Origin of the sequence: Paenibacillus sp. JJ-223, assembly GCF_927798175.1 — a bacterium.
GTDB lineage: Bacteria > Bacillota > Bacilli > Paenibacillales > Paenibacillaceae > Paenibacillus > Paenibacillus hubeiensis.
Genome location: NZ_CAKMMP010000002.1, coordinates 211,799 through 230,805 on the forward strand (window position 1 = coordinate 211,799; position 19,007 = coordinate 230,805).

A 19,007-nucleotide genomic window follows, 5' to 3' on the forward strand; every position below is an offset into this window, starting at 1 on the left:
AGCCTTTGACTGAAACAAGGAAGATGGATGAAAGATTGGAGCCTGCGGCTGCGGCAGAATCCGGGTACACGCATTGGTCCAGTACGCAGGAGCCATTTTCCGCGTCCCCTTCGTCTTCTCCATCCGTCTCGACACAGCCTTCCGCATCCGGTGACAAGGACAACAATCAATGGAGCAATGTACTGCAGAATGAAAAAGTTCAACAAGCCAAAGAAGTAAGCAAGCAATACCTGTCTTATTTTCTGAGTGTGATGGCCCGCCCTTATCAGACGATGAAAACGGTCGGTGAACAACATGCCCTGAACGGACTTTTAACCATGGCACTTGTCATCCTGCTGGTCTCCTTATTCTTTTTGCAAACCTTCAGTGCCTACAATTTTTCGAGCTTGTTCTTGGGCGGATTCGTTCGTCCGTTGATCTTTACCGCCGTAACGCTGGCTGCTGCGCTCGTTTTGATCTACGCCGTGTTGAAAATGGAAAAGCTCGCTTTTCATGCGAAGACCCTCGTCGCCCAATTTGGCAGTTTGCTTGTCCCTGCTGCAGCCTCGCTCATTGTAGCCAACGTGTTTGTGTTTATTTCATTTTCCATCGCATTCTATTTATTTGTTGTTTCTTATATTATTATTTTTGTGGCGCTGAATGCGGTGCTGTTTCATTATCCGCTCAATCGTTCTGCGGCCGCAATGGACAGCCTTTACAGTGTATTGATTGCAAACGTCGTGCTGTTCTATATCATGTACCGTTTGCTCGCTGCAACCATTTTCGGCATGATCGGCATGTTGTTCTAGCCTTTTGTACGCTATATAAGTACATATTGTTTAAGAAGTTCTCACCGCATGTTCTATCATGCGGATGGAGGACTTCTTTCGTCTACGGGATTGCGCTTTCCGTACCATTTACACTACAATATGTAGTGTTCAATCCTATTATAGAAAGCCGAGGACTCCCATGGACCATAACATGAATGACATGCAAATGATGCAGATGAACCATGAAGCCGCCACCATCTCCTACCTGTGGCTGATGATCGGGGGCATAGCCTTGCTGCTGGCTATCGCAGCCTACGTTTGGGCGTTTCGAATCAAAGGCTCCGTAATGGCGCATTCCAAGAAACAGGAGCGGGCAGCGATTAAGAAAAAAAGCCGTTCCATCCGACTGGCAGCCCATATTACACTGGCGGCATCGCTAATTTTGATGGGGGTATACGCTCTTCAAGGAGCGAATACGAAATACGACGTTTCCGATCTGGGCGCAAACGCCGATATCGAAGTCACTAACGATGCTTATTATGGCGCAGAGCATACGGAAGATCCTATTTCATACGAGATGAACATACCCACTTCGGGACCGCACAATCCTCATGACATCAAGTTTGGATTCTATACCGATTTTCCGGGGTATCCTTATCTCGTCCATAATCTGGAGCATGGGGATATCATTATTTATTACCGTGAAGACGCAAGCGAGATGATCAAGGAACATCTCAAATATTTCGCCAACTTCCGCAAGGCTGGTTCCGGCATCCTCGCCGTGCCCAACCAAGATATTCCGGAAGGGAGCGAGTTCGTCGTCACCGCCTGGACCAAAACGATGAACTTGCCCGCATATGACGAAGCCAAAATCGGCACGTTCATTAACCGCTATATCAACCAGGGACCGGAGAAAATCCCCCCTTCCGTTCGGCAAGGCGGCGGAACCATGTAATACGGCAGCAAGCGCAGACCGACTCAATTTTTAAAAAAAGCCGCACAGCACCGAAATAAAATTCCGGCCTGTTGCGGCTTTCTTTTATGAATGTCATGACATGGTGCGCTGTGGCAGCGCAGTAATTAATAACGCTGCGGAGCAGCCTTTTTGCCCAGGTCGGTCATGTATGTGAAGAATGCTTCAGGGTCCGTGTCATAGACGAGCTGTACCGGACGTCCGTCCGCTTGCTCTACCGTACGGCCTTGGCTCGGACCATCCGGAATCACGACGCAGTTGACCGTTTTTTTCTTCACGATATCTTCGCGTCCCACGGAAGCCGTTGTTAACACGTCCCACAGATAGTACGTGGAGTTCGTCTCGCTGTACACAAGCGGCGGACATCCTGCATAACAGTTGCCGATGAAATCCACGCCTTCATAGCGGCGTTCGGAAGCCCAGCGTTTGCGCACGGCTGGCGTCAGCGGCACTTTGTTCGTACTTTCCAGTGCCACCAGGTCGATCTGGATGCTGCTCTCCCATACGCGGTAAGCTGCCTCCGGATCCCAGAAGACGTTCCATTCCGCGGTGCCGTCGTGTTCAGGCTCCTCGACGTTCCCTTTTTCGAATGTGCCACCCATCCATACGAGCTTCTCGATTTTCTCTTCGATGTCCGGTGCTTCATCCAAAGCGCGTGCCAGGTCGGTCAGCGGGCCGGTAAAGAGCAGGAGCGTCTTGCCTTCCGTATTGCGTACTTTTTCAATCAAATGTTTATGGGCAGGAATGGTGGACAGCGGTGCTTCCATCTTTCCGGATTCGTTCAGAATCGGCAATGCATCTACATAAAATGAGTGCAATCTCCACGCCGCAGGGAACGGGTTTTTCCCTCTGGAATTGGATTTCGAAACTTCGATCTCATACGAACCGAAACGGTCGATGATTTTGCGGCTCGCATCGGTCGCCGGCTCCAGATATCCGTCTGCCGGAATTACCGATACCCCGGTTACGTGTACATTGTCCATTTGCAAAAGCATAAACAATGAAACGAGGTCGTCCACGCCGCCGTCATGGTTAAAGTAAACATTCAACTTGTTGGTCATTGCTTGTTTTTCATCCTTCCTCTGGTGTCCCATTGATGTTGAACAGGTCCGTCCGCCCTAGCCGACGTTACCTCTATTATGTCCCAAAACCCATGCGCGCGTAAACCTTAGACGGACTCGGTCTGCTTCTCTCGTGCTTTCTCGGGTACGGGAACGTACCTGCCGGGCCAGAAGGACCATTTGCCGAGCAGCGTCGTAATCGCAGGGACCAGGAAAGGCCTTACGAGGAACGTATCCAGCAGCACGCCCGCTGCGGTAATGATGCCGAACTGCACCAGCACCTGAATTGGAAGCGTTGCAAGCACGGCAAACGTGCCGGCCAGAATAAGCCCGGCGGACGTGATCACTGACCCGGTCTCTCCCACGCCTTCCTTGATCGCCTGGCGAAGAGGCATCGTTTTGCGTTTTTGCCAGATGCTCGAAATCATGAAAATGTTGTAGTCCTCGCCGAGCGCCACCAGGAAAACGAACGAATACAGCGGGATTGCGCCCTGAATGGCATCTGCGCCTAGGCCGTAATGAATGATTAGCCAGCCCAGCCCCAGGGCCGAGAAATAGGACAGAACCACCGTCAGGATCAGGTACGCCGTAGCCACGACTGAACGCAGGTATAACAGCAGCAACAGCGTAATCATGCCGATGACGACCGGAATGATGATGCGTGCATCGCGTTCACCGGCCGTTTCGATGTCATATTGCTCTGCCGTCTGGCCGTGGATCCATACGCGGCTGGACGAACCGTCGACTCCGGCGTCGGTCAGTGCCTGTTCCGCAGTTGCCCGGAGATCCGGAATATGCTGCATGGCTTCCATCGAATACGGATTCAGATTGAATTCGACGTCGTACCCCGTCATGTTGGCGTTCTCGGCCCCTTGCTGCGGTTCGCCAACCTTGCTCACATAATCAAGGGCCTCCAGCCGCTGCTTCAATTCCGTATTTTTGCCTCCGGCATCGACGATCACCTTCGCCGGAGCAAGCTCCCCTTGCGAAAATTGTTCGCCGATGATCGTAAAACCTTCGCGGGAAGGCACGTCTTCCGGGAAGGAGGACAACAAGTCATACGTGAATTTGATTTGACTGGAGAAGGATGCAAGCCCCCCCAGGAGCACCAGTGTGACGATCAGAACCGTCCAAGGCTTCGTGATCACTGTGCGGCCGATCCAGCTTTCCCGGATTTTGCGCGGTGCTGGAGCCGGTTTGCCTTTTTTGCGGGCCCGTTCGGCCTCCATCTCATGCGTGCGCGGAACGAACGGATAGAACGAACCCCGCCCAAAGATGGCCAGCAGCGCCGGTACCAGCGTCAGGCTTGCGATAAACATAATGAAGATGGACAAACTGAAAGGAACGGCAAAACGTTGGTATGCCCCGTATTCGGCCAACAGCAGCACCAGCAGCGCCGCCACAACCGTGAACCCGCTCATCGCAATCGCGCCGGAAGAACCAGTGATGGCTTGGAAGAGTGCTTTTCGTTTGTCCGGTTCATGATACAGGATTTGGCGGAATCTTGAAATGAGGAACAGACAATAATCCGTACCTGCGCCGAACAGCAGCACGGTCATGATCGAGATGGACTGCGCGTCCACCGTAATCCAGCCTTTGTCGGCCATGAAGCCCAAAATCGGGCTGGTTACCATATAGGCGAAACCTACCGCAATAATCGGAATGATCGCGAGCACTGGCGAACGATAGATCAGAAGCAGCAGCACGAGCACAAGAAGTACCGTTGCGATGAGCAGCGACACGTCCGCCGACGCAAACAGGCCGCTCGCATCGATCGAAATGCCAACCGGGCCGGTCACGCGTGCACTCAGCGTTCCATTCGAATCGTCAACGGCCACCGTGAATGGGTTGCTGCCGAAAATATCCTCGGTTTTCCGTTCCAGCCCTTTAATGCCTTCCTTGAGCTGACCGGAGTCTGCCGTCTCATTGAAAAACAGCGGCATTACGAGTGTGCTGCCGTCTTCAGACAACTGCCCTTTGATCGCCTGCGGCGGCAGTTGATACAGCGGAACGACGGTTTGCTGCTGTTCCACCGGGTCCTGGTCCAGCCGCTCGGTCAATGCCTGAATCTGTTCAATCTGCCGATCCGTCAGGCCGCCGGCTTGATGCCACACAATCAATGCGGGCAGTCCTTGCCCGCCCGGAAATTCCCGCCCGGCAACGGCAGCTGCCTGCACCGAAGGCTTCGATTCGTCCAGATCCTGTGCGTTGTTTGTTTCACGATCGCCTACTGCCGGCCATATAACCCCTAGCAGCACAGCTACAACAATCCATACCACCAAGGTGATCCATTTACTTCGTTTGCCCGCAACAAAACGGCCGTAGCCTGAACCTTCCTGCATGTTTGTTTCATCTCCTTTATTTCAGCAGCGTATGACCGTATGTGTGAAAAATCATAGAAATGAACCGTCGGTCATCGTACAATCGAATTAATTATATATACCGGAAGGTTAATTATGCAATTGATATTTTTGTGAACGCCGTTGCCTATACTTTACCGTCCGGAACATGTACAATCTAATGATGCATAATCCCATGGAAAGAGGTATCTCCATGAGCAAAAAATCAAATCCTGCCCGTACGCCGGGCAGGCCAAAGGCAAATGCGGAACAGGCATCTGCCCGCACGAAAATATTGGCGACTGCGTCCCGGTTGTTTATGGAATACGGTTATGAACCGGTCTCTTTGCAACAGATCGCATCCTTATGCGGCGTGACGAAAGCGTCGATCTATTACCATTTCTCCAGCAAACCCGGCCTGTTCACCGTGGCCATCACCCATATGATGGCCATGGGCATGGAGCAGACCGCCCTTCGACTGGATGCTCCCGGTACGCTGCGTGAACGGCTGGAAAGCATCGCTGAAGCCAAAATGCAGCGCTCCCATGTCGATACGGAAACGATGATGCGAGAGGCGGAAACGTACCTCGATCCGGACCAACTGCAGCAAATCCGCGAGGCCGAAACCCGCATTTTCCAAGTGCTGGCCACCCACTTTGAGCGGGAAATGCAGATCGGTTATTTGCGCCGGAGCAATCCGCTGCTGCTGGCACAGGCTTTTACCTCCCTGCTGATGCTGGCCAACCGCGAGGACGTTCGCAGCATGCACGAGAATATTGCCGACCTGGCACGGGAGCTGGTGAACCTGTTTCTGGAGGGAGCCGCTCAACAAGCGTGAATCCCTCCCCAGCCCTTCGCCCGTGTCGTTATCCCTGGCACACCCCGCTCGATACTAATCCGGGGAGGCTTATAATGCACTCTTTTCCTGTCGATCAACTTCTTCTGTAGAAGATGAACAAAACGCTATATTTTCAAATGTATAACAATGGTCTATAATCGGTGTTACCCGAATCAAACCGAACCTTGCATAGTGGAGGGGGATCAGCAATGACCGATACAAAACCAACGAAAGCGCGCATTCCACGTCTGCTTGAGACGGAGCGCATCTATCTGCGTCCATTTGAACCGACCGATGTGGATGCGTATTTCCCTAGTCTGTTCGACGAGGAAATGCGCAGGCTGACCGGCACGCAGGGCAGCTTTACCCATCAGCAGGTGGAACGATTCGTGGAGGAGGCTTCGCAGGACGGCTCCCGAATCATGCTGCTCATCTGCCTGCAGGATACCGACGAAATGATCGGCGAGATCGCCTTGATGGATATGCATGCCAAAAACCGAAGCGGCCACATCCGCATCGCCATCGACAGTGCGGCGCATCAGGGCAAAGGCTACGGAACCGAAGCCATGAAGCTCCTGCTGGACTACGGCTTCGGCATCTGCAATCTGCACCGGATCGAGCTTGAAGTTTATGCGTTCAACGATCGGGCTATTCGTACGTATGAGAAGCTCGGTTTTAAGCGCGAGGGCGTGAGAAGGGATGTGCTGTTCTACAATCATCGGTATCACGACGCCATTCTGATGAGCATGTTGGAAGAAGAGTTCCGCGAACGATATGTACGTGCCTGATATGTACTTCCATCGAACTCTGAAAAAGAAAAAACCGAGATCGGCGTAATTCCGACCTCGGTTTTTTTGATGTTGCTTGCAGTGTATGCCTGGCTCTACACCGCTTGCGGTTGTTCCTCCGCAAACTGGCTGTTGTACAGATCGGCGTAGAAGCCCTGTTTTTCCATCAACGCTTCGTGGTTGCCCTGCTCGATCACGTTCCCGTGGTCCATCACCAGAATCAGGTCCGCTCCGCGAATCGTAGACAAACGGTGGGCAATGACAAAGCTGGTGCGGTCCTTCATCAGATCGTTCATCGCTTTCTGGATGAATACCTCGGTGCGCGTATCGACGCTGCTCGTTGCTTCGTCTAGAATCAGGATGGACGGATTCGCGAGAATCGCTCTTGCAATGGTCAGCAGCTGCTTCTGCCCTTGGGAGATGTTCGATGCGTCCTCGTTCAGCACCGTGTCATATCCATCCGGCAGCGTGCGGATAAAGTGGTCGGCATGCGCGGCAACCGCGGCACGCACAATATCGTCTTCCGTGGCCCCCTCTTTGCCGTAGGCAATGTTGTCACGGATCGTGCCGTTGAACAGCCACGTATCCTGAAGCACCATGCCGAACATGCTGCGCAGCTGGCCGCGTTCCATGTCGCGAATGTCCACGCCGTCAATAGCGATGCGCCCATCCTGGATTTCGTAGAAACGCATCAGGAGATTGATCAGCGTCGTTTTCCCGGCGCCGGTCGGTCCCACGATGGCCACCGTCTGTCCTGGCGCAACATCGATGTTCATGTTGCGGATGAGCGGCGCATCGGCTTTGTAGCCGAAATTCACGCCCTGGAACGTGACCGCGCCTCTAGGCTGTTTCAGCTGCGCAGGTTGGCTGGTTTCCGGAACTTCTTCCTCTTCGTCCAACAGCTCGAACACCCGCTCTGCCGAAGCAATCGTGGATTGGATGATGTTCGAAATGTTCGCGATCTGGTTGATCGGCTGCGTGAATTGACGCGAATATTGCGTAAAGGCCAAAATGTCCCCGATGGAAATCGAACCGCGGGTGACGAAAATGCCGCCCACCACACAGATCAATACATATCCCAGGTTACCTACAAAACTCATGAGCGGCATGATGATACCCGAAATGAACTGAGCCTTCCAACCGGAAGCGTACAATTCTTCATTGATTTTTTCGAACTGCGCCACAGACTGCTCTTCCCGTCCGAACGCTTTGACGACTTTGTGGCCTGTGTACATTTCCTCTACATGGCCATTCAATTCGCCGAGCGATTTTTGCTGGCCGGCAAAGTGTTTCTGGGAACGGGACGCCACCGCAATGACCACGATCATGCTCAGCGGCAGCGTCAGTACCGTGATCAACGTCATCCATGGGCTGATCGTCAGCATCATGATAATGACGCCGACCACCGTCACAACCGATGTAATGAACTGGGCCAAACTTTGTTGAAGCGTATTACTGATGTTGTCCACGTCATTGGTTGCACGGCTCAACGTTTCCCCATGCGTGCGGGAGTCGAAATATTTGAGCGGCAAACGGCCGATCTTTGCACTAATCTGTTCGCGCATATCGTACACGACTCGTTGAGCGACGCCAGCCATCAGATATTGTTGAACATACATAAAGGCTGCACTGAACAGATACAAACCAAGCAGCAAATACAACACTTTCATCAAGGCAGGAAAATCAACGCCACCGCCCTGAATTCCTGTCATAATCGCAATCGCGCCCTGGGCCAAAATATCCGTTCCTTCCGCCATGACCTTCGGGCTGATGATGCCGAACACGGTGCTCAGAATCGCTGTAACGAGCACGCCAAGAAGCCGATAGCGATGAGGTTTAAGATATTGGATCAGCCGACGCATCGTACCCTTGAAGTCTTTGGCCTTTTCACCCGGAGGACGCATGCCCATGCCGGGACCCGGGCCGGGATGCCTCGGTCCTGCCGCAGGACGTGCGTTGTTCGATGGACGTTCACTCATGCGATCTCCTCCTCTGTCAGCTGGGAAGATACAATTTCACGGTACACTTCATTGTTCTCCAGCAGTTCCTGATGCGTTCCTGAACCTACGATTTTACCTTCGTCCATGACGAGGATGCGGTCTGCATCCATCACGGTGCTTACGCGTTGGGCCACGATAATGACCGCAGCCTCTTTCGTCTCTGATTTCAAGGCTGCGCGAAGCCGGGCATCCGTTTTGAAATCAAGCGCCGAGAAGCTGTCGTCGAAAATGTAAATTTCCGGACGACGTACAAGTGCGCGAGCGATGGACAAACGCTGCTTTTGTCCCCCCGAAACGTTATTCCCGCCTTGGGCAATCAGGCTTTCGTAGCCATCCTTCATTTCGGAAATAAAGTTCTCGGCCTGGGCGATCCGGGCTGCATGCTCCACTTCCTCCATCGAAGCGTCCTCTTTGCCGTGACGGATGTTTTCCGCAATCGTTCCGGTAAACAGAACCGCCTTTTGCGGAACAAAGCCGATTTTGGATCTCAGCTGCTCCTGCGTGAGTTCGCGCACATCCGTGCCATTCACACGGACATGCCCCTCTGTCACATCATAAAACCGGGGAATGAGACTGAGCAGCGTCGTTTTGCCTGACCCGGTACCACCGATAATCGCCGTTGTTTCACCTGGACGAGCCGTAAACGAAATGCCCGACAATGCCGCATTCTCTGCTCCCGGATAACGGAAGGTCACGTTGTCAAACTCGATGGTGCCCTGCTCTGAGCCCATGCTGCGCGGCTGCGACGGATCTTCCAATTCCGGCTGCATTTCCAATACCTCGTTGATCCGCTCTGCGGAAGCCGAAGCCCGCGGAATCATGACGAAAATGATGGATACCATAATCAGCGAGAACATAATCTGCATCGCGTATTGGACAAAGGCAATCAACGAACCGATATCCATGCTTCCGCTGTCGATGCGCTGCCCGCCAAAGAACAAGATGGCAATCATGGAGAAATTCATGACCAGCATCATGACAGGCATCAGCGTAGCCATCAAGACGTTTACCTTAATGGAGATGTCTCTGAGATCGGTATTTGCGTTGTTGAAACGTTGGCGTTCATGTTCCCCTCGGTTAAAGGAACGTACGACCCGGATGCCGGTTAACTGCTCCCGCAGCACCAGGTTCAACCGATCCAGCTTTTTCTGGATTTGCTTGAACAGCGGCAATCCCTTGGCACCGATCAGCGCGATGGCTCCGGCCAGCACGGGCAGCACGACCAGGAAGATCGTAGACAGCTTGGCGTCCTGGGAAATGGCCATGAAAATGCCGCCGATGCTCATGAGCGGCGCCATGATCATCATGCGCAGCATCATGGTCAACACGTTCTGCACCTGCGTGATGTCATTGGTGGTACGGGTAATGAGCGATGCCGTACCCAACTTGTCGAATTCCTGCAGCGAGAAGTTCTCGACATGGCGGAACACCCTGCTGCGCAGCTGTTTGGCAAAGCCGCCAGCCGTCTTGGAGGAAAGGTAGCTCGCCGTTACGGAGGCTGCGGTTCCGCCGATGGCAATGACCAGCATCCAGCCTCCGATTTTCCAGATATAAGGCACGTCGCCTTTGACGATACCATCGTTCACAATGTCCGCCATCAGGGTCGGCAGGTACAGTTCAGCAAGCGACTGCAGCAGCACCAACCCGACGATAAAAAAAATGGGGATCCGATACGGCTTCAGCATGCGAAACAATTTCATCATGGCTTATCATCTCCTTGGTCGTTGGACTGTTCCGTCTGAACGGACTTCAATGTATCGAAAAAGCTGTACACCTTGGTCAACAATTCGGCCAATTGCAAGCTGTCTTCCTCCCCCAAATGTGCGACGAGTTTGTTGAAAATCTCCATTCGTTCTTCATGCGCCGCCTGGATAATCTTACGGCCCGCTTCCGTAATCGTGATGCGTACGGCGCGCCGATCCTCCTCATCCATCGTCCGTTCAACCAGTCCCTCGTCTTCCAAGCCGCGAATCACCGGCGTGATCGTAGGCGACTTCACGCGAAGCAGCGCACTGATTTCCGATACCTTCAGTCCGCGCGGATTAGGTTCGGGACCGCTGTCGAAATCAGGCGGATTGTCTCTCCAATCGATGCGTTCACCGGGATGCGCCCCGTGCAGCAAACAAGCCAGCACCATGATTTCGTTGTGATTTCGCCCGTGAGGCTTGTGCTGCCGCCATTTGCCTTTGTTGAATTGCATGATGGAATACAGCAGTTTGCGGGCAACCGGATCCAGACCCGTCATATGTCTCCCTCCTTCTTAGGGCATCTATTAAATAGATCACATAATAAATAGCCATTAAATTAATTAGGTGTACTAAGTATATTATCATAAAGTCCGAATGTCAAACGATCGTTTAGCGGTCGTATTCATAAGGAAAAATTTACATACTTAGGCTGCTGTGATAACCTTTAATCAGATTTAAATATTCCCATTTTTGTGCTATGCAAAGATACCAGTCTAATTAAAGAAGAGCTTACAGAAAGGACCTAGCTATGCTGAAAAACATCATTTTACTTCTGATCGCTTATGTAATCTCGCGCGTACTGTTTCTCCATCTAACCGCCAACTTATCAAGCGCCTTATATAAAAATACGTTGGAATTCATCATTTTTGCCGTGATTTATGCGGCCTTTCTGTTCATCTTTTCTCCTCGCAGAAAGTATGCCAAGCAGTGAATGGCTTGCTAAGCAGCCGTTTCAAAATAAAAACCGCCCCATTCTGCGAGATGTCTGCATACAATCTCCGCAAAGGGGCGGTTTTTTTAAGTTCCTTTAGGATTAGCGCGAAGCCGTTACCGTTTCGCGAGCCGAGGAGAACGGGAAGTATTGCTCGGCATTGTTATGGGCAATGCCTTGCACCATCCGTCCGAGCAGCTCCATATCATGCGGGGCTTCGCCCTGCTCGGCCCACTCACCGATCAGGTTGCAGACGAGACGGCGGAAATACTCATGCCGCGTGTAGGACAAGAAACTGCGCGAATCGGTCAGCATGCCGACGAAACGGCTGAGCAGACCCACGTTCGCCAGCGCTCGCATCTGGGCGAGCATGCCGTCTTTGGTGTCGTTGAACCACCATGCGGCACCCAGCTGAATTTTGCCCGGAACGCCGTCGCCCTGGAAGCTGCCGACGATGGCGGCAAGCACCTCGTTGTCGCGCGGATTCAGGGAATACAGAATCGTCTTCGGCAGCGCGTTCTGCTGGTCGAGCGCATCGAGCAGTCCGATCACGGCCGCAGATAACGGCGCATCGTTTACGGAGTCGTAGCCCGTATCCGGTCCCAGCCGTTCGAACATGCGCCGGTTGTTGTTGCGTGCCGCATTGATATGGAACTGCATGACCCAGCCGCGCTCGGCGTAAAGTTTGCCCAGGAAGGTCAGCGTCACCGTTTTGTACTTGTCCTCGTCTTCCCGGCTGACCTTATGGCCTGCAAGCGCCTTGGCAAAGATCGCTGCGGCTTCCTCTCGGGTCGCCACGCCGTAAGGCACATAATCCAAGGCATGGTCCGACACGCGTCCCCCCACGGAGTGGAAGAACTCTACCCGCGATTCCAGGGCGGACAAGAACGAATCGTAATCGGAAATGGCCGTGCCGGAGGCTTGCGAAAGTTTGCCTACCCAGTCTACGAACGTGTCGCGGTTAAGCTCAAGCCCTTTATCCGGACGGAACGAAGGCAGCACCTTTGTATTGAAGCCCTCGATCTCCTTGATTTGCAGATGGTACTCCAGCGAATCGCACGGATCGTCCGTGGTGCATACTACGGAGACGTTCGATTTCGTGATCAGGTCACGCGCGCCGAATCCGGGACCGTTCAGTTTGGCGTTGACCTTTTCCCAGATCGCCGGGGCGCTCTGCTCGTTCAAAATTTCGTATACGCCGAAATAGCGCTGCAGTTCCAGATGCGACCAGGCATAGAGCGGATTGCCGATCATCATCGGCACGGTCCGGGCATACGCGAGAAAACGATCGTAATCGGTCACGCCTTCTCCACCCGTCACGTATTTCTCCTCGATGCCGTTCGCTCGCATGAGCCGCCATTTATAATGATCGCCGTACAACCACGCTTCGGTAATGTTGGCAAACGTTTTGTTTTCGTAGATTTCCTGCGGGCTGAGATGGCAGTGGTAGTCGATGATCGGCATATCCTTGGCATAATCCTCGTATAACCTTACCGCGGTTTCGTTGTGCAGCAAAAACTGTTCATCCAAAAAAGATTTCATTCGCCTCGCACGCTCCCTTTGGGTGAGTTTACGTTCACATGGGTTCATTCCCATTTTTACGCTACACTGTTTGCCCCGAAAGTTCAATACAAAATGATAACGATTTCAAAAAAGGTTGATTTAGGCACACCACCGAAAGACAAGGTATACTGAATTTATCCTGTTTATGCCGTTTTGAAGATTCATATCCAGAGGAGATGATCAAGGGTTATGACACAGATGAAGGTTACGTTTCTCGGCACGGGGGACATGTTTAGCTTCGAGCAGCACCACAACAGCATGCTGGCCGAATTCGGCGGCACGCATCTCGTCATCGATTTTCCCGAATCGAACGCCAGGGCGCTGAAAGAATACGGCTTTCCTTTAACCGATATCGAAAATGTGTTTATCACGCACCTGCATGAGGACCATATCAACGGCGTCCAGCTGCTCGGTTATTATTCCCAAATCGTAAGCGGACGCAGACCGCGCCTGTATATCCACGAAGCATTGGTAGACCCGTTATGGAGCATCTTGTCTCCCGGCATGCGTCATACGACGGATGGGGAGCGTACGCTGCATGATTATTACGACATCGTTCCGCTGCCGGACGGCGGCACGTTCGAGCTGGGCGGAGTCACCTTCGAAACGTTCCGGACAACGCATGTACCGGGCATGATAAGCAACGGCCTGCTGGCCCGCGGATACTTTGATTACAGCGGCGACAGCACATTGGATCAGGACAGGCTGATTGCGACGGCCGATGAAGTGCAGCTGATTTTCCACGAATGCCACATGCACGATCTGGTGATTAAATCCCATACCTCGCTGCAGGATCTGCAGCAGCTGCCAGCCGAGATCCGGCAGAAAACGGTGCTGATGCATTACCATGACGAATATGCGGATGCCGGCAAAAGGGCCGCATTCAATCAGGCGCATGACCTGCAAATGGCCGGACAGCTTCAAACCTTTGTCCTCAGAGGGTAAAGCGCCCTTCTGAAACGGGTAACACGCAACGGCGCGCCAAAGCGGTTCTCATACGTCCCTTGAGCGGGAACGGAAGGGAACCGCTGTTAGCCTTTGCCGGCCGACAGCGTGTATCCTTCCGATTGTCCTGTTTGAAACCTATCCGCTGCTTGGCGATCAACTGCTCCAGATCAAGCTCTCGGAGTTCAGGGCATACGAGTCGCTGCGTACTTTTAAAGGATCAACCCTGTCTTCTTTCACGCCACATTTCATATGAAATATCCAACTGCTCTCGAATCATCTCGTAATTTTCCCACGTGTCCGGCACATGGTAGACCGATTCTGCGTCATCATGGTTCACGAAAAAGAGGTAGTCGCTCAGATAACTTTCATACCCACGCTCGGCAAAAGCATTCCCTTCATCGTTCAACATATCTGCCGCAAGTACACCCCCCGTTTTTCGGCACAGCTGCGAGCTCAGGAGCTTTCTGGCTTTGAATGCCTCCACATCCGCGCGGTATTTATCCAAGAACTCGTTGCTGCACAGTCCCTGATCGACCAACCACCCCAGGAAAAAACCAATATGCACATAAGCCTGATCATGGGACAATTCCGCCGGAAAGTCACCGTCATAATGGTATTTTGCTTTGTCGTATACTGTCATTGTTCTGTCTCCTTTTCTCCCTAATCGTCATTTTAAAACCTAAATAACACCCATGGGAAGACCGATTAGAATCGATCTCGAAATGCCCCCCACTGACATAGTCATATTATCGGCTTGGGCGGCTCTGTAATTTGCCTTGTTTAATCCAAAAAGGCACCGTCCCAGACCGACTCAGTCAGGAAACAGTGCCCGCTTGCTTTGTATTAGGAATTAAGACGAAGACTGACCCGCAGCCGCGTCGGGCAGTGCCCACACGGACAGCCCACCACCGTTAACGGGGAAACTGGCCCATCCGTCCTGACCGATCTTAATCTGTTCTTTTCGGCTCAGTGTCAGATCGGTCCACGTTTCGCCGGCATGGTGCTGCCCTACGCACATGCGTTTTTCGCCATCGTCCCCGTTGGAGATAACCACCGCGCAGCCGGAGCCCTCGAACTCCTTCGCTCCCCTTCTTACCCAGCCGATGGTGTTCGGATGATCGAAATAATCGACCTGCTCCCCGTACGCTTTGTTGGTTCGTGCATACAGCAAACGATCCAGAATGTCCTGTTTGCCTTTCACCGGTTCAGGACCGCCAATCCCGTAATAGTCGCCATAAAACACAACCGGATATCCATCCTTACGCAGCAGGATCAGTGCATAAGCGCTCGGTTTGAACCAGTCCGCCACCCACGATTCCAGCGCTTCGTGAGGCTGGGAATCATGGTTGTCCACGAACGTAACGGCATGGGTAGGATGCGTCTGCACCAGCGTATCGTTAAAAATGGAGGATAAATTGAAGTTGCGGCCCTGAAGGGACGCCTCATGCAGCTTGTAGTGCAGCGATACGTCGAACAGGTCGATCCGGTAATCGACAGTATCCAGAAATTTGCGGCAGGCATCCAGACTTGGGTGCCAGAACTCGCCGACAATATAAAAATCCTGGCCGCGTTTGCGGATCATCTCTCCGGCAAATTCCCGGATGAATTCATGGTTGATATGTTTGATGGCGTCCAGCCGGAAGCCGTCGCACTGGATCGTGTCGATCAGCCAATGGCCCCAGTTCAGCATTTCACGCCGGACGTCGGGATGGTTGTAGTCGATGTTCGCAAACATTAAATAATCGTAGTTGCCGAACTCCCGATCGACGTTTTTGTTCCAGGTTTTGTTCTCCCCGGCAATGCGGAACACCCCACTTCGTTTCCCTTTGGCATCGTAATCGGTGCCGTTGAAATGCTCGTAGTTCCATTTGAAAGAGGAATACGTGTCCCCGCGCCCCGGAAAAGTGAACTTGGTCCACCCCTCAATCTCGAACGGCTTGGAAATTTCCTTCGTCCGGTCGTTCGGATCGACCTCGATCACTTTGAACACTTCCGTTTCGTCCGCTCCTGCCTTGTGGTTCATGACCAGGTCGACATAAACGGCGATGCCGTTCTTTTGGCACTCCGCGATGGCATCAACCAGCTCCTGCTTGCTGCCGTATTTCGTGCGCACGCTTCCCTTCTGGTCGAATTCGCCAAGATCGTACAGGTCGTATACGCCGTATCCCGTGTCCGTATTGGATATGGCTTTGGTCACGGGCGGAATCCACACCGTGTCGATTCCCTTCGCCTTCAGCTCGGGGGCCAGCTCGGCCAACCTTTTCCAGTGGTTTCCGTCTGCGGACAGATGCCATTCGAAAAACTGCATCATCGTATGATTTCTCTTCATAAACCAACCTCCCTAGGATTGCTTCAGAAGCCGACCGCAAAACGGCTCGCTCGGTAGTTCTACGTGTTGTCAACTAACCAAGTAATACCCTTTTCGGCCCATGGTTTAATCATTGGAAGAGAAATTAGTTGCAGAAGGGGCAATGCGCGTGAAATGCTGCCACTCTTTCGGAAGCAGGGAACGGTAAGGCTCCTGCGTAAACCGGTCATCGATGAGAACCAGTACGCCGGTGTCTTCCTCCGTACGGATCAGCCTGCCGCCAGCCTGCAGCACCTTGTTCATGCCAGGGAAAATATAGGCGTAATTAAAGCCGTTGCGTCCAGTTTCATTAAAATAATCGCGAAGCACGTTGTTTTCCAGTCCGATCTGCGGCAAACCCGCACCCACTACAACGACGCCGTTCAAGCGGTCGCCCGGCAGATCGACGCCTTCGGAAAAAACACCGCCTTGAACGGCGAAGCCGATGCGGGTACGTTCCGGATCAGGCTGGAAAGCATTCAGGAACTGGTCACGCTCCTCCTCGCTCATGCCCTGCCGCTGCATGGTGACGTCGACATTGCCCGGTTGTTCCATGAACGTGTCGTACACTTCGCGCATGTACGGATAGGAAGGAAAGAATACGAGTAAATTGCCCTGCGGCCATTCCGCGGCCAGCTGTCGCAGCATTCCCGCAATCGGTCTTCGGGAGCGCTCCCGGTCCTTATAGCGCACGGACAGCGGCATCAGCCTGACGTCGAGCTGTTCCGGTCGGAAGGGCGAAGGCACCCGCAGCGTGTAGTCGTCCTCGCCCGCGCCCAGCATGTCGCGGTAATACCCCATCGGCGACAGCGTGGCCGAGAAATGAACGACCGACCGAAATCCTTTGGCCGTCTGACGCAGTAGCACCGAAGGGTCCAGGCAGAACAGCCTGATTCGCACCTCGCTGCGCTCGCATTCGGCATACGTGATGAATCGCTCATCATACAACTTGCCGATCCGCAGGAAGTTTTGCGACGCAAAATATGCGTCCAGCAGCAGCGCCTGAGCCTCCTCGTCCTGCGCTCCACCCTCAAGCAGGCACTGCTCCGCTGCCATGACGAAGGGTTCCAGCAGGTCGAACAGCTCTTCGGGAGGCTCCTTTTTCAGCAGTTCGCCCGCGTTTTCGCCGTGCGAGCGAATCGTGCCCATGTATTTGTCCACCGCACCCGCCGTGCTGGCGATGCCTTTCGCTGCAGGCAAGCTGCCCTCAAGCGCTTTGAACGTGCTCTGGGTATCAAAGAACGCGGACTTCGCCAGTTCGGCCGAAAACATCATCCTGCCGCGGTCCACCAGATTGTGGGCCTCGTCCACGAGCAGAACCGTCTTGCGTTTCTGCTCTTCCAGCATGCGTTTCAGGGAAATCCGGGGGTCGAAAATATAGTTGTAGTCGCAAATCACCGCATCGGCCGCATACGCGGCATCCAGCGAGAATTCGAACGGGCATACCCGATGTTTGCGGGCATACTGCTCGATCACCGGGCGCGTCATCAACGTCTCGTGTTCCAGCATGTCCAGCACCGCACCGTTGATCCGGTCATAATAGCCTTCGCACATCCCGCATTGCCCGGCGTCGCATGCTTCCTCTTCCTTGAAGCAAATTTTATCCTTGGCGGTCAGGCTGATGACATGCATGTGAAGACCCTGTGCCTGCATGCGCGCAAACGCCTCTTCCGCAGTAGCACGCGTCGTCGTTCTGGCGGTCAAATAAAACAGCCTGCCTGCCTCGCCTTCCCCGATCGCCTTGACCGTCGGGAAGAGCACGGACATCGTTTTGCCGATCCCTGTGGGAGCCTTGGCCATCAACCCCTTGCCCTCGCGAATCGTCTGGTATACCGCCCCGGCCAGCTTTCGCTGTCCCTCCCGATACTTTTGAAAAGGAAAACCAAGCCCGCGAACCGTCTCATCCCGTTTCTGCTCATGGGCAACCATCATTTCCGCATACGGCGCGTAACCCGCGATGACCTCGGCAGCGAACTGCTCCAGCTCTTCCCGCTCCAGCATGCGCCGCATGCGGCGCTCCTCGTTGCTCATCGAATGCACGTAAGTAAGCTGTACCTGCATACGCGGCTCATCCTGCTGGACGGCTATCATGTAAGCGTACATGATGGCTTGAGCCCAATGCACGGGAGCACCCTCCCCCAGATCGTCCAGATTGCCTGCCGTTGATTTGATCTCATCCACGGTCAGCTGCCCATCCAGGCGGATCAAGCCGTCGCAGCGCCCTTCGATGACGTAGACCAAATCGCCGTATTGCAGCTTCGCCTCCAGGAACACCTCCTTCAGGTCTTCCTCCGCATAATCCTTCTGCACCCGCTGGTGAATGCGCGTTCCTTCATGCATCGAGGCATTGGTACGAAAGCCGGGACGAATGCTTCCGCTCCGGTATACATATTCCACCAACGGTCTTACCGGTATTCGAATTTCAGTTGTCATGCGATCACCCGTTCCGTATATAGTCCCTATACTTTACCATGAAATACTGGCTGATTTCATGTTTACGGACGTATTTAAATGCAGCACCCATTTCCGCGAGGAACCATCAAACCGGGTTTGGATCAGCGTTACCATAAGCTATCTTGAGTAGTAAACCATAAAGAAATGCACAATAAGGGGGAGAAGCTCATGAACCTCTATTCAATACCTGGTCGTTTCCTGACCAACCCCGCAAAGATGGATCGTTTCGATTCGTTTCAGGATGATGCTTGGTGCTTTTTGACACGGC

The 19,007-nt window shown here is 53.3% G+C and carries 14 protein-coding genes; 5 read left to right on the forward strand and 9 right to left on the reverse strand.

The window, feature by feature from the left end; translation table 11 throughout:
- Positions 1 to 23: 23 nt before the first annotated feature.
- On the forward strand, positions 24 to 788 hold the full coding sequence (locus tag L6H98_RS04525) for a hypothetical protein (RefSeq protein WP_236413237.1): 765 nt from the start codon (positions 24 to 26) through the stop codon (positions 786 to 788).
- 160 nt (positions 789 to 948) lie between these two features.
- A complete protein-coding gene (locus tag L6H98_RS04530) occupies positions 949 to 1,704 on the forward strand; it encodes a DUF3105 domain-containing protein (RefSeq protein WP_236413238.1) in 756 nt (251 codons plus the stop codon).
- Positions 1,705 to 1,829: 125 nt separating this feature from the next.
- On the opposite strand, the gene L6H98_RS04535 is transcribed toward L6H98_RS04530, so the two are convergent.
- Positions 1,830 to 2,783, reverse strand: a complete 954-nt coding sequence (locus tag L6H98_RS04535) for a nucleoside hydrolase (protein ID WP_236413240.1) — start codon at positions 2,781 to 2,783, stop codon at positions 1,830 to 1,832.
- Positions 2,784 to 2,890: 107 nt separating this feature from the next.
- Positions 2,891 to 5,125 (reverse strand): MMPL family transporter, encoded by a 2,235-nt coding sequence (locus L6H98_RS04540; protein ID WP_236413241.1) that lies wholly within the window; start codon positions 5,123 to 5,125, stop codon positions 2,891 to 2,893.
- Positions 5,126 to 5,336: 211 nt separating this feature from the next.
- On the opposite strand from L6H98_RS04540, the gene L6H98_RS04545 reads away from it, so the two are divergent.
- Together L6H98_RS04545 and L6H98_RS04550 are read left to right on the forward strand one after the other, a co-directional pair.
- Positions 5,337 to 5,960, forward strand: a complete 624-nt coding sequence (locus L6H98_RS04545; protein WP_236413243.1) for a TetR/AcrR family transcriptional regulator — start codon at positions 5,337 to 5,339, stop codon at positions 5,958 to 5,960.
- Between the two features lie 209 nt (positions 5,961 to 6,169).
- On the forward strand, positions 6,170 to 6,748 hold the full coding sequence (locus L6H98_RS04550; protein WP_236413245.1) for a GNAT family protein: 579 nt from the start codon (positions 6,170 to 6,172) through the stop codon (positions 6,746 to 6,748).
- A 95-nt stretch (positions 6,749 to 6,843) separates the two neighbouring features.
- Here L6H98_RS04550 and L6H98_RS04555 read toward each other — a convergent pair whose 3' ends face one another.
- The 4 genes from L6H98_RS04555 to uxaC form a co-directional block, all read right to left on the reverse strand.
- On the reverse strand, positions 6,844 to 8,727 hold the full coding sequence (locus L6H98_RS04555; protein ID WP_290371417.1) for an ABC transporter ATP-binding protein: 1,884 nt from the start codon (positions 8,725 to 8,727) through the stop codon (positions 6,844 to 6,846).
- Positions 8,724 to 10,451 (reverse strand): ABC transporter ATP-binding protein, encoded by a 1,728-nt coding sequence (locus L6H98_RS04560; RefSeq protein WP_236413248.1) that lies wholly within the window; start codon positions 10,449 to 10,451, stop codon positions 8,724 to 8,726. The genes L6H98_RS04555 and L6H98_RS04560 overlap by 4 nt, the downstream gene beginning before the upstream one ends.
- The gene (locus L6H98_RS04565; protein WP_236413250.1) at positions 10,448 to 10,993 is read right to left on the reverse strand and encodes a MarR family transcriptional regulator; all 546 of its coding nucleotides are present in this window, start codon (positions 10,991 to 10,993) and stop codon (positions 10,448 to 10,450) included. Before L6H98_RS04565 ends, L6H98_RS04560 begins: the two co-directional genes overlap by 4 nt.
- Positions 10,994 to 11,529: 536 nt before the next feature.
- Positions 11,530 to 12,969: a glucuronate isomerase gene (gene uxaC / locus L6H98_RS04570; RefSeq protein ID WP_236413252.1), complete on the reverse strand. Its 1,440-nt coding sequence runs from the start codon at positions 12,967 to 12,969 to the stop codon at positions 11,530 to 11,532.
- 210 nt (positions 12,970 to 13,179) lie between these two features.
- Between uxaC and L6H98_RS04575 the strand changes: the two genes are divergently transcribed.
- The gene (locus L6H98_RS04575) at positions 13,180 to 13,935 is read left to right on the forward strand and encodes an MBL fold metallo-hydrolase (RefSeq protein ID WP_236413254.1); all 756 of its coding nucleotides are present in this window, start codon (positions 13,180 to 13,182) and stop codon (positions 13,933 to 13,935) included.
- 220 nt (positions 13,936 to 14,155) lie between these two features.
- Here the strand turns inward: L6H98_RS04575 and L6H98_RS04580 are convergent, their stop codons facing one another.
- From L6H98_RS04580 to L6H98_RS04590, 3 genes are all read right to left on the reverse strand, one after another.
- On the reverse strand, positions 14,156 to 14,578 hold the full coding sequence (locus L6H98_RS04580) for a hypothetical protein (RefSeq protein WP_236413256.1): 423 nt from the start codon (positions 14,576 to 14,578) through the stop codon (positions 14,156 to 14,158).
- A gap of 210 nt (positions 14,579 to 14,788) precedes the next feature.
- Positions 14,789 to 16,267: an alpha-amylase gene (locus L6H98_RS04585; protein WP_236413258.1), complete on the reverse strand. Its 1,479-nt coding sequence runs from the start codon at positions 16,265 to 16,267 to the stop codon at positions 14,789 to 14,791.
- A 105-nt stretch (positions 16,268 to 16,372) separates the two neighbouring features.
- The gene (locus tag L6H98_RS04590) at positions 16,373 to 18,718 is read right to left on the reverse strand and encodes an ATP-dependent DNA helicase (protein WP_236413260.1); all 2,346 of its coding nucleotides are present in this window, start codon (positions 18,716 to 18,718) and stop codon (positions 16,373 to 16,375) included.
- Positions 18,719 to 19,007: the final 289 nt, after the last annotated feature.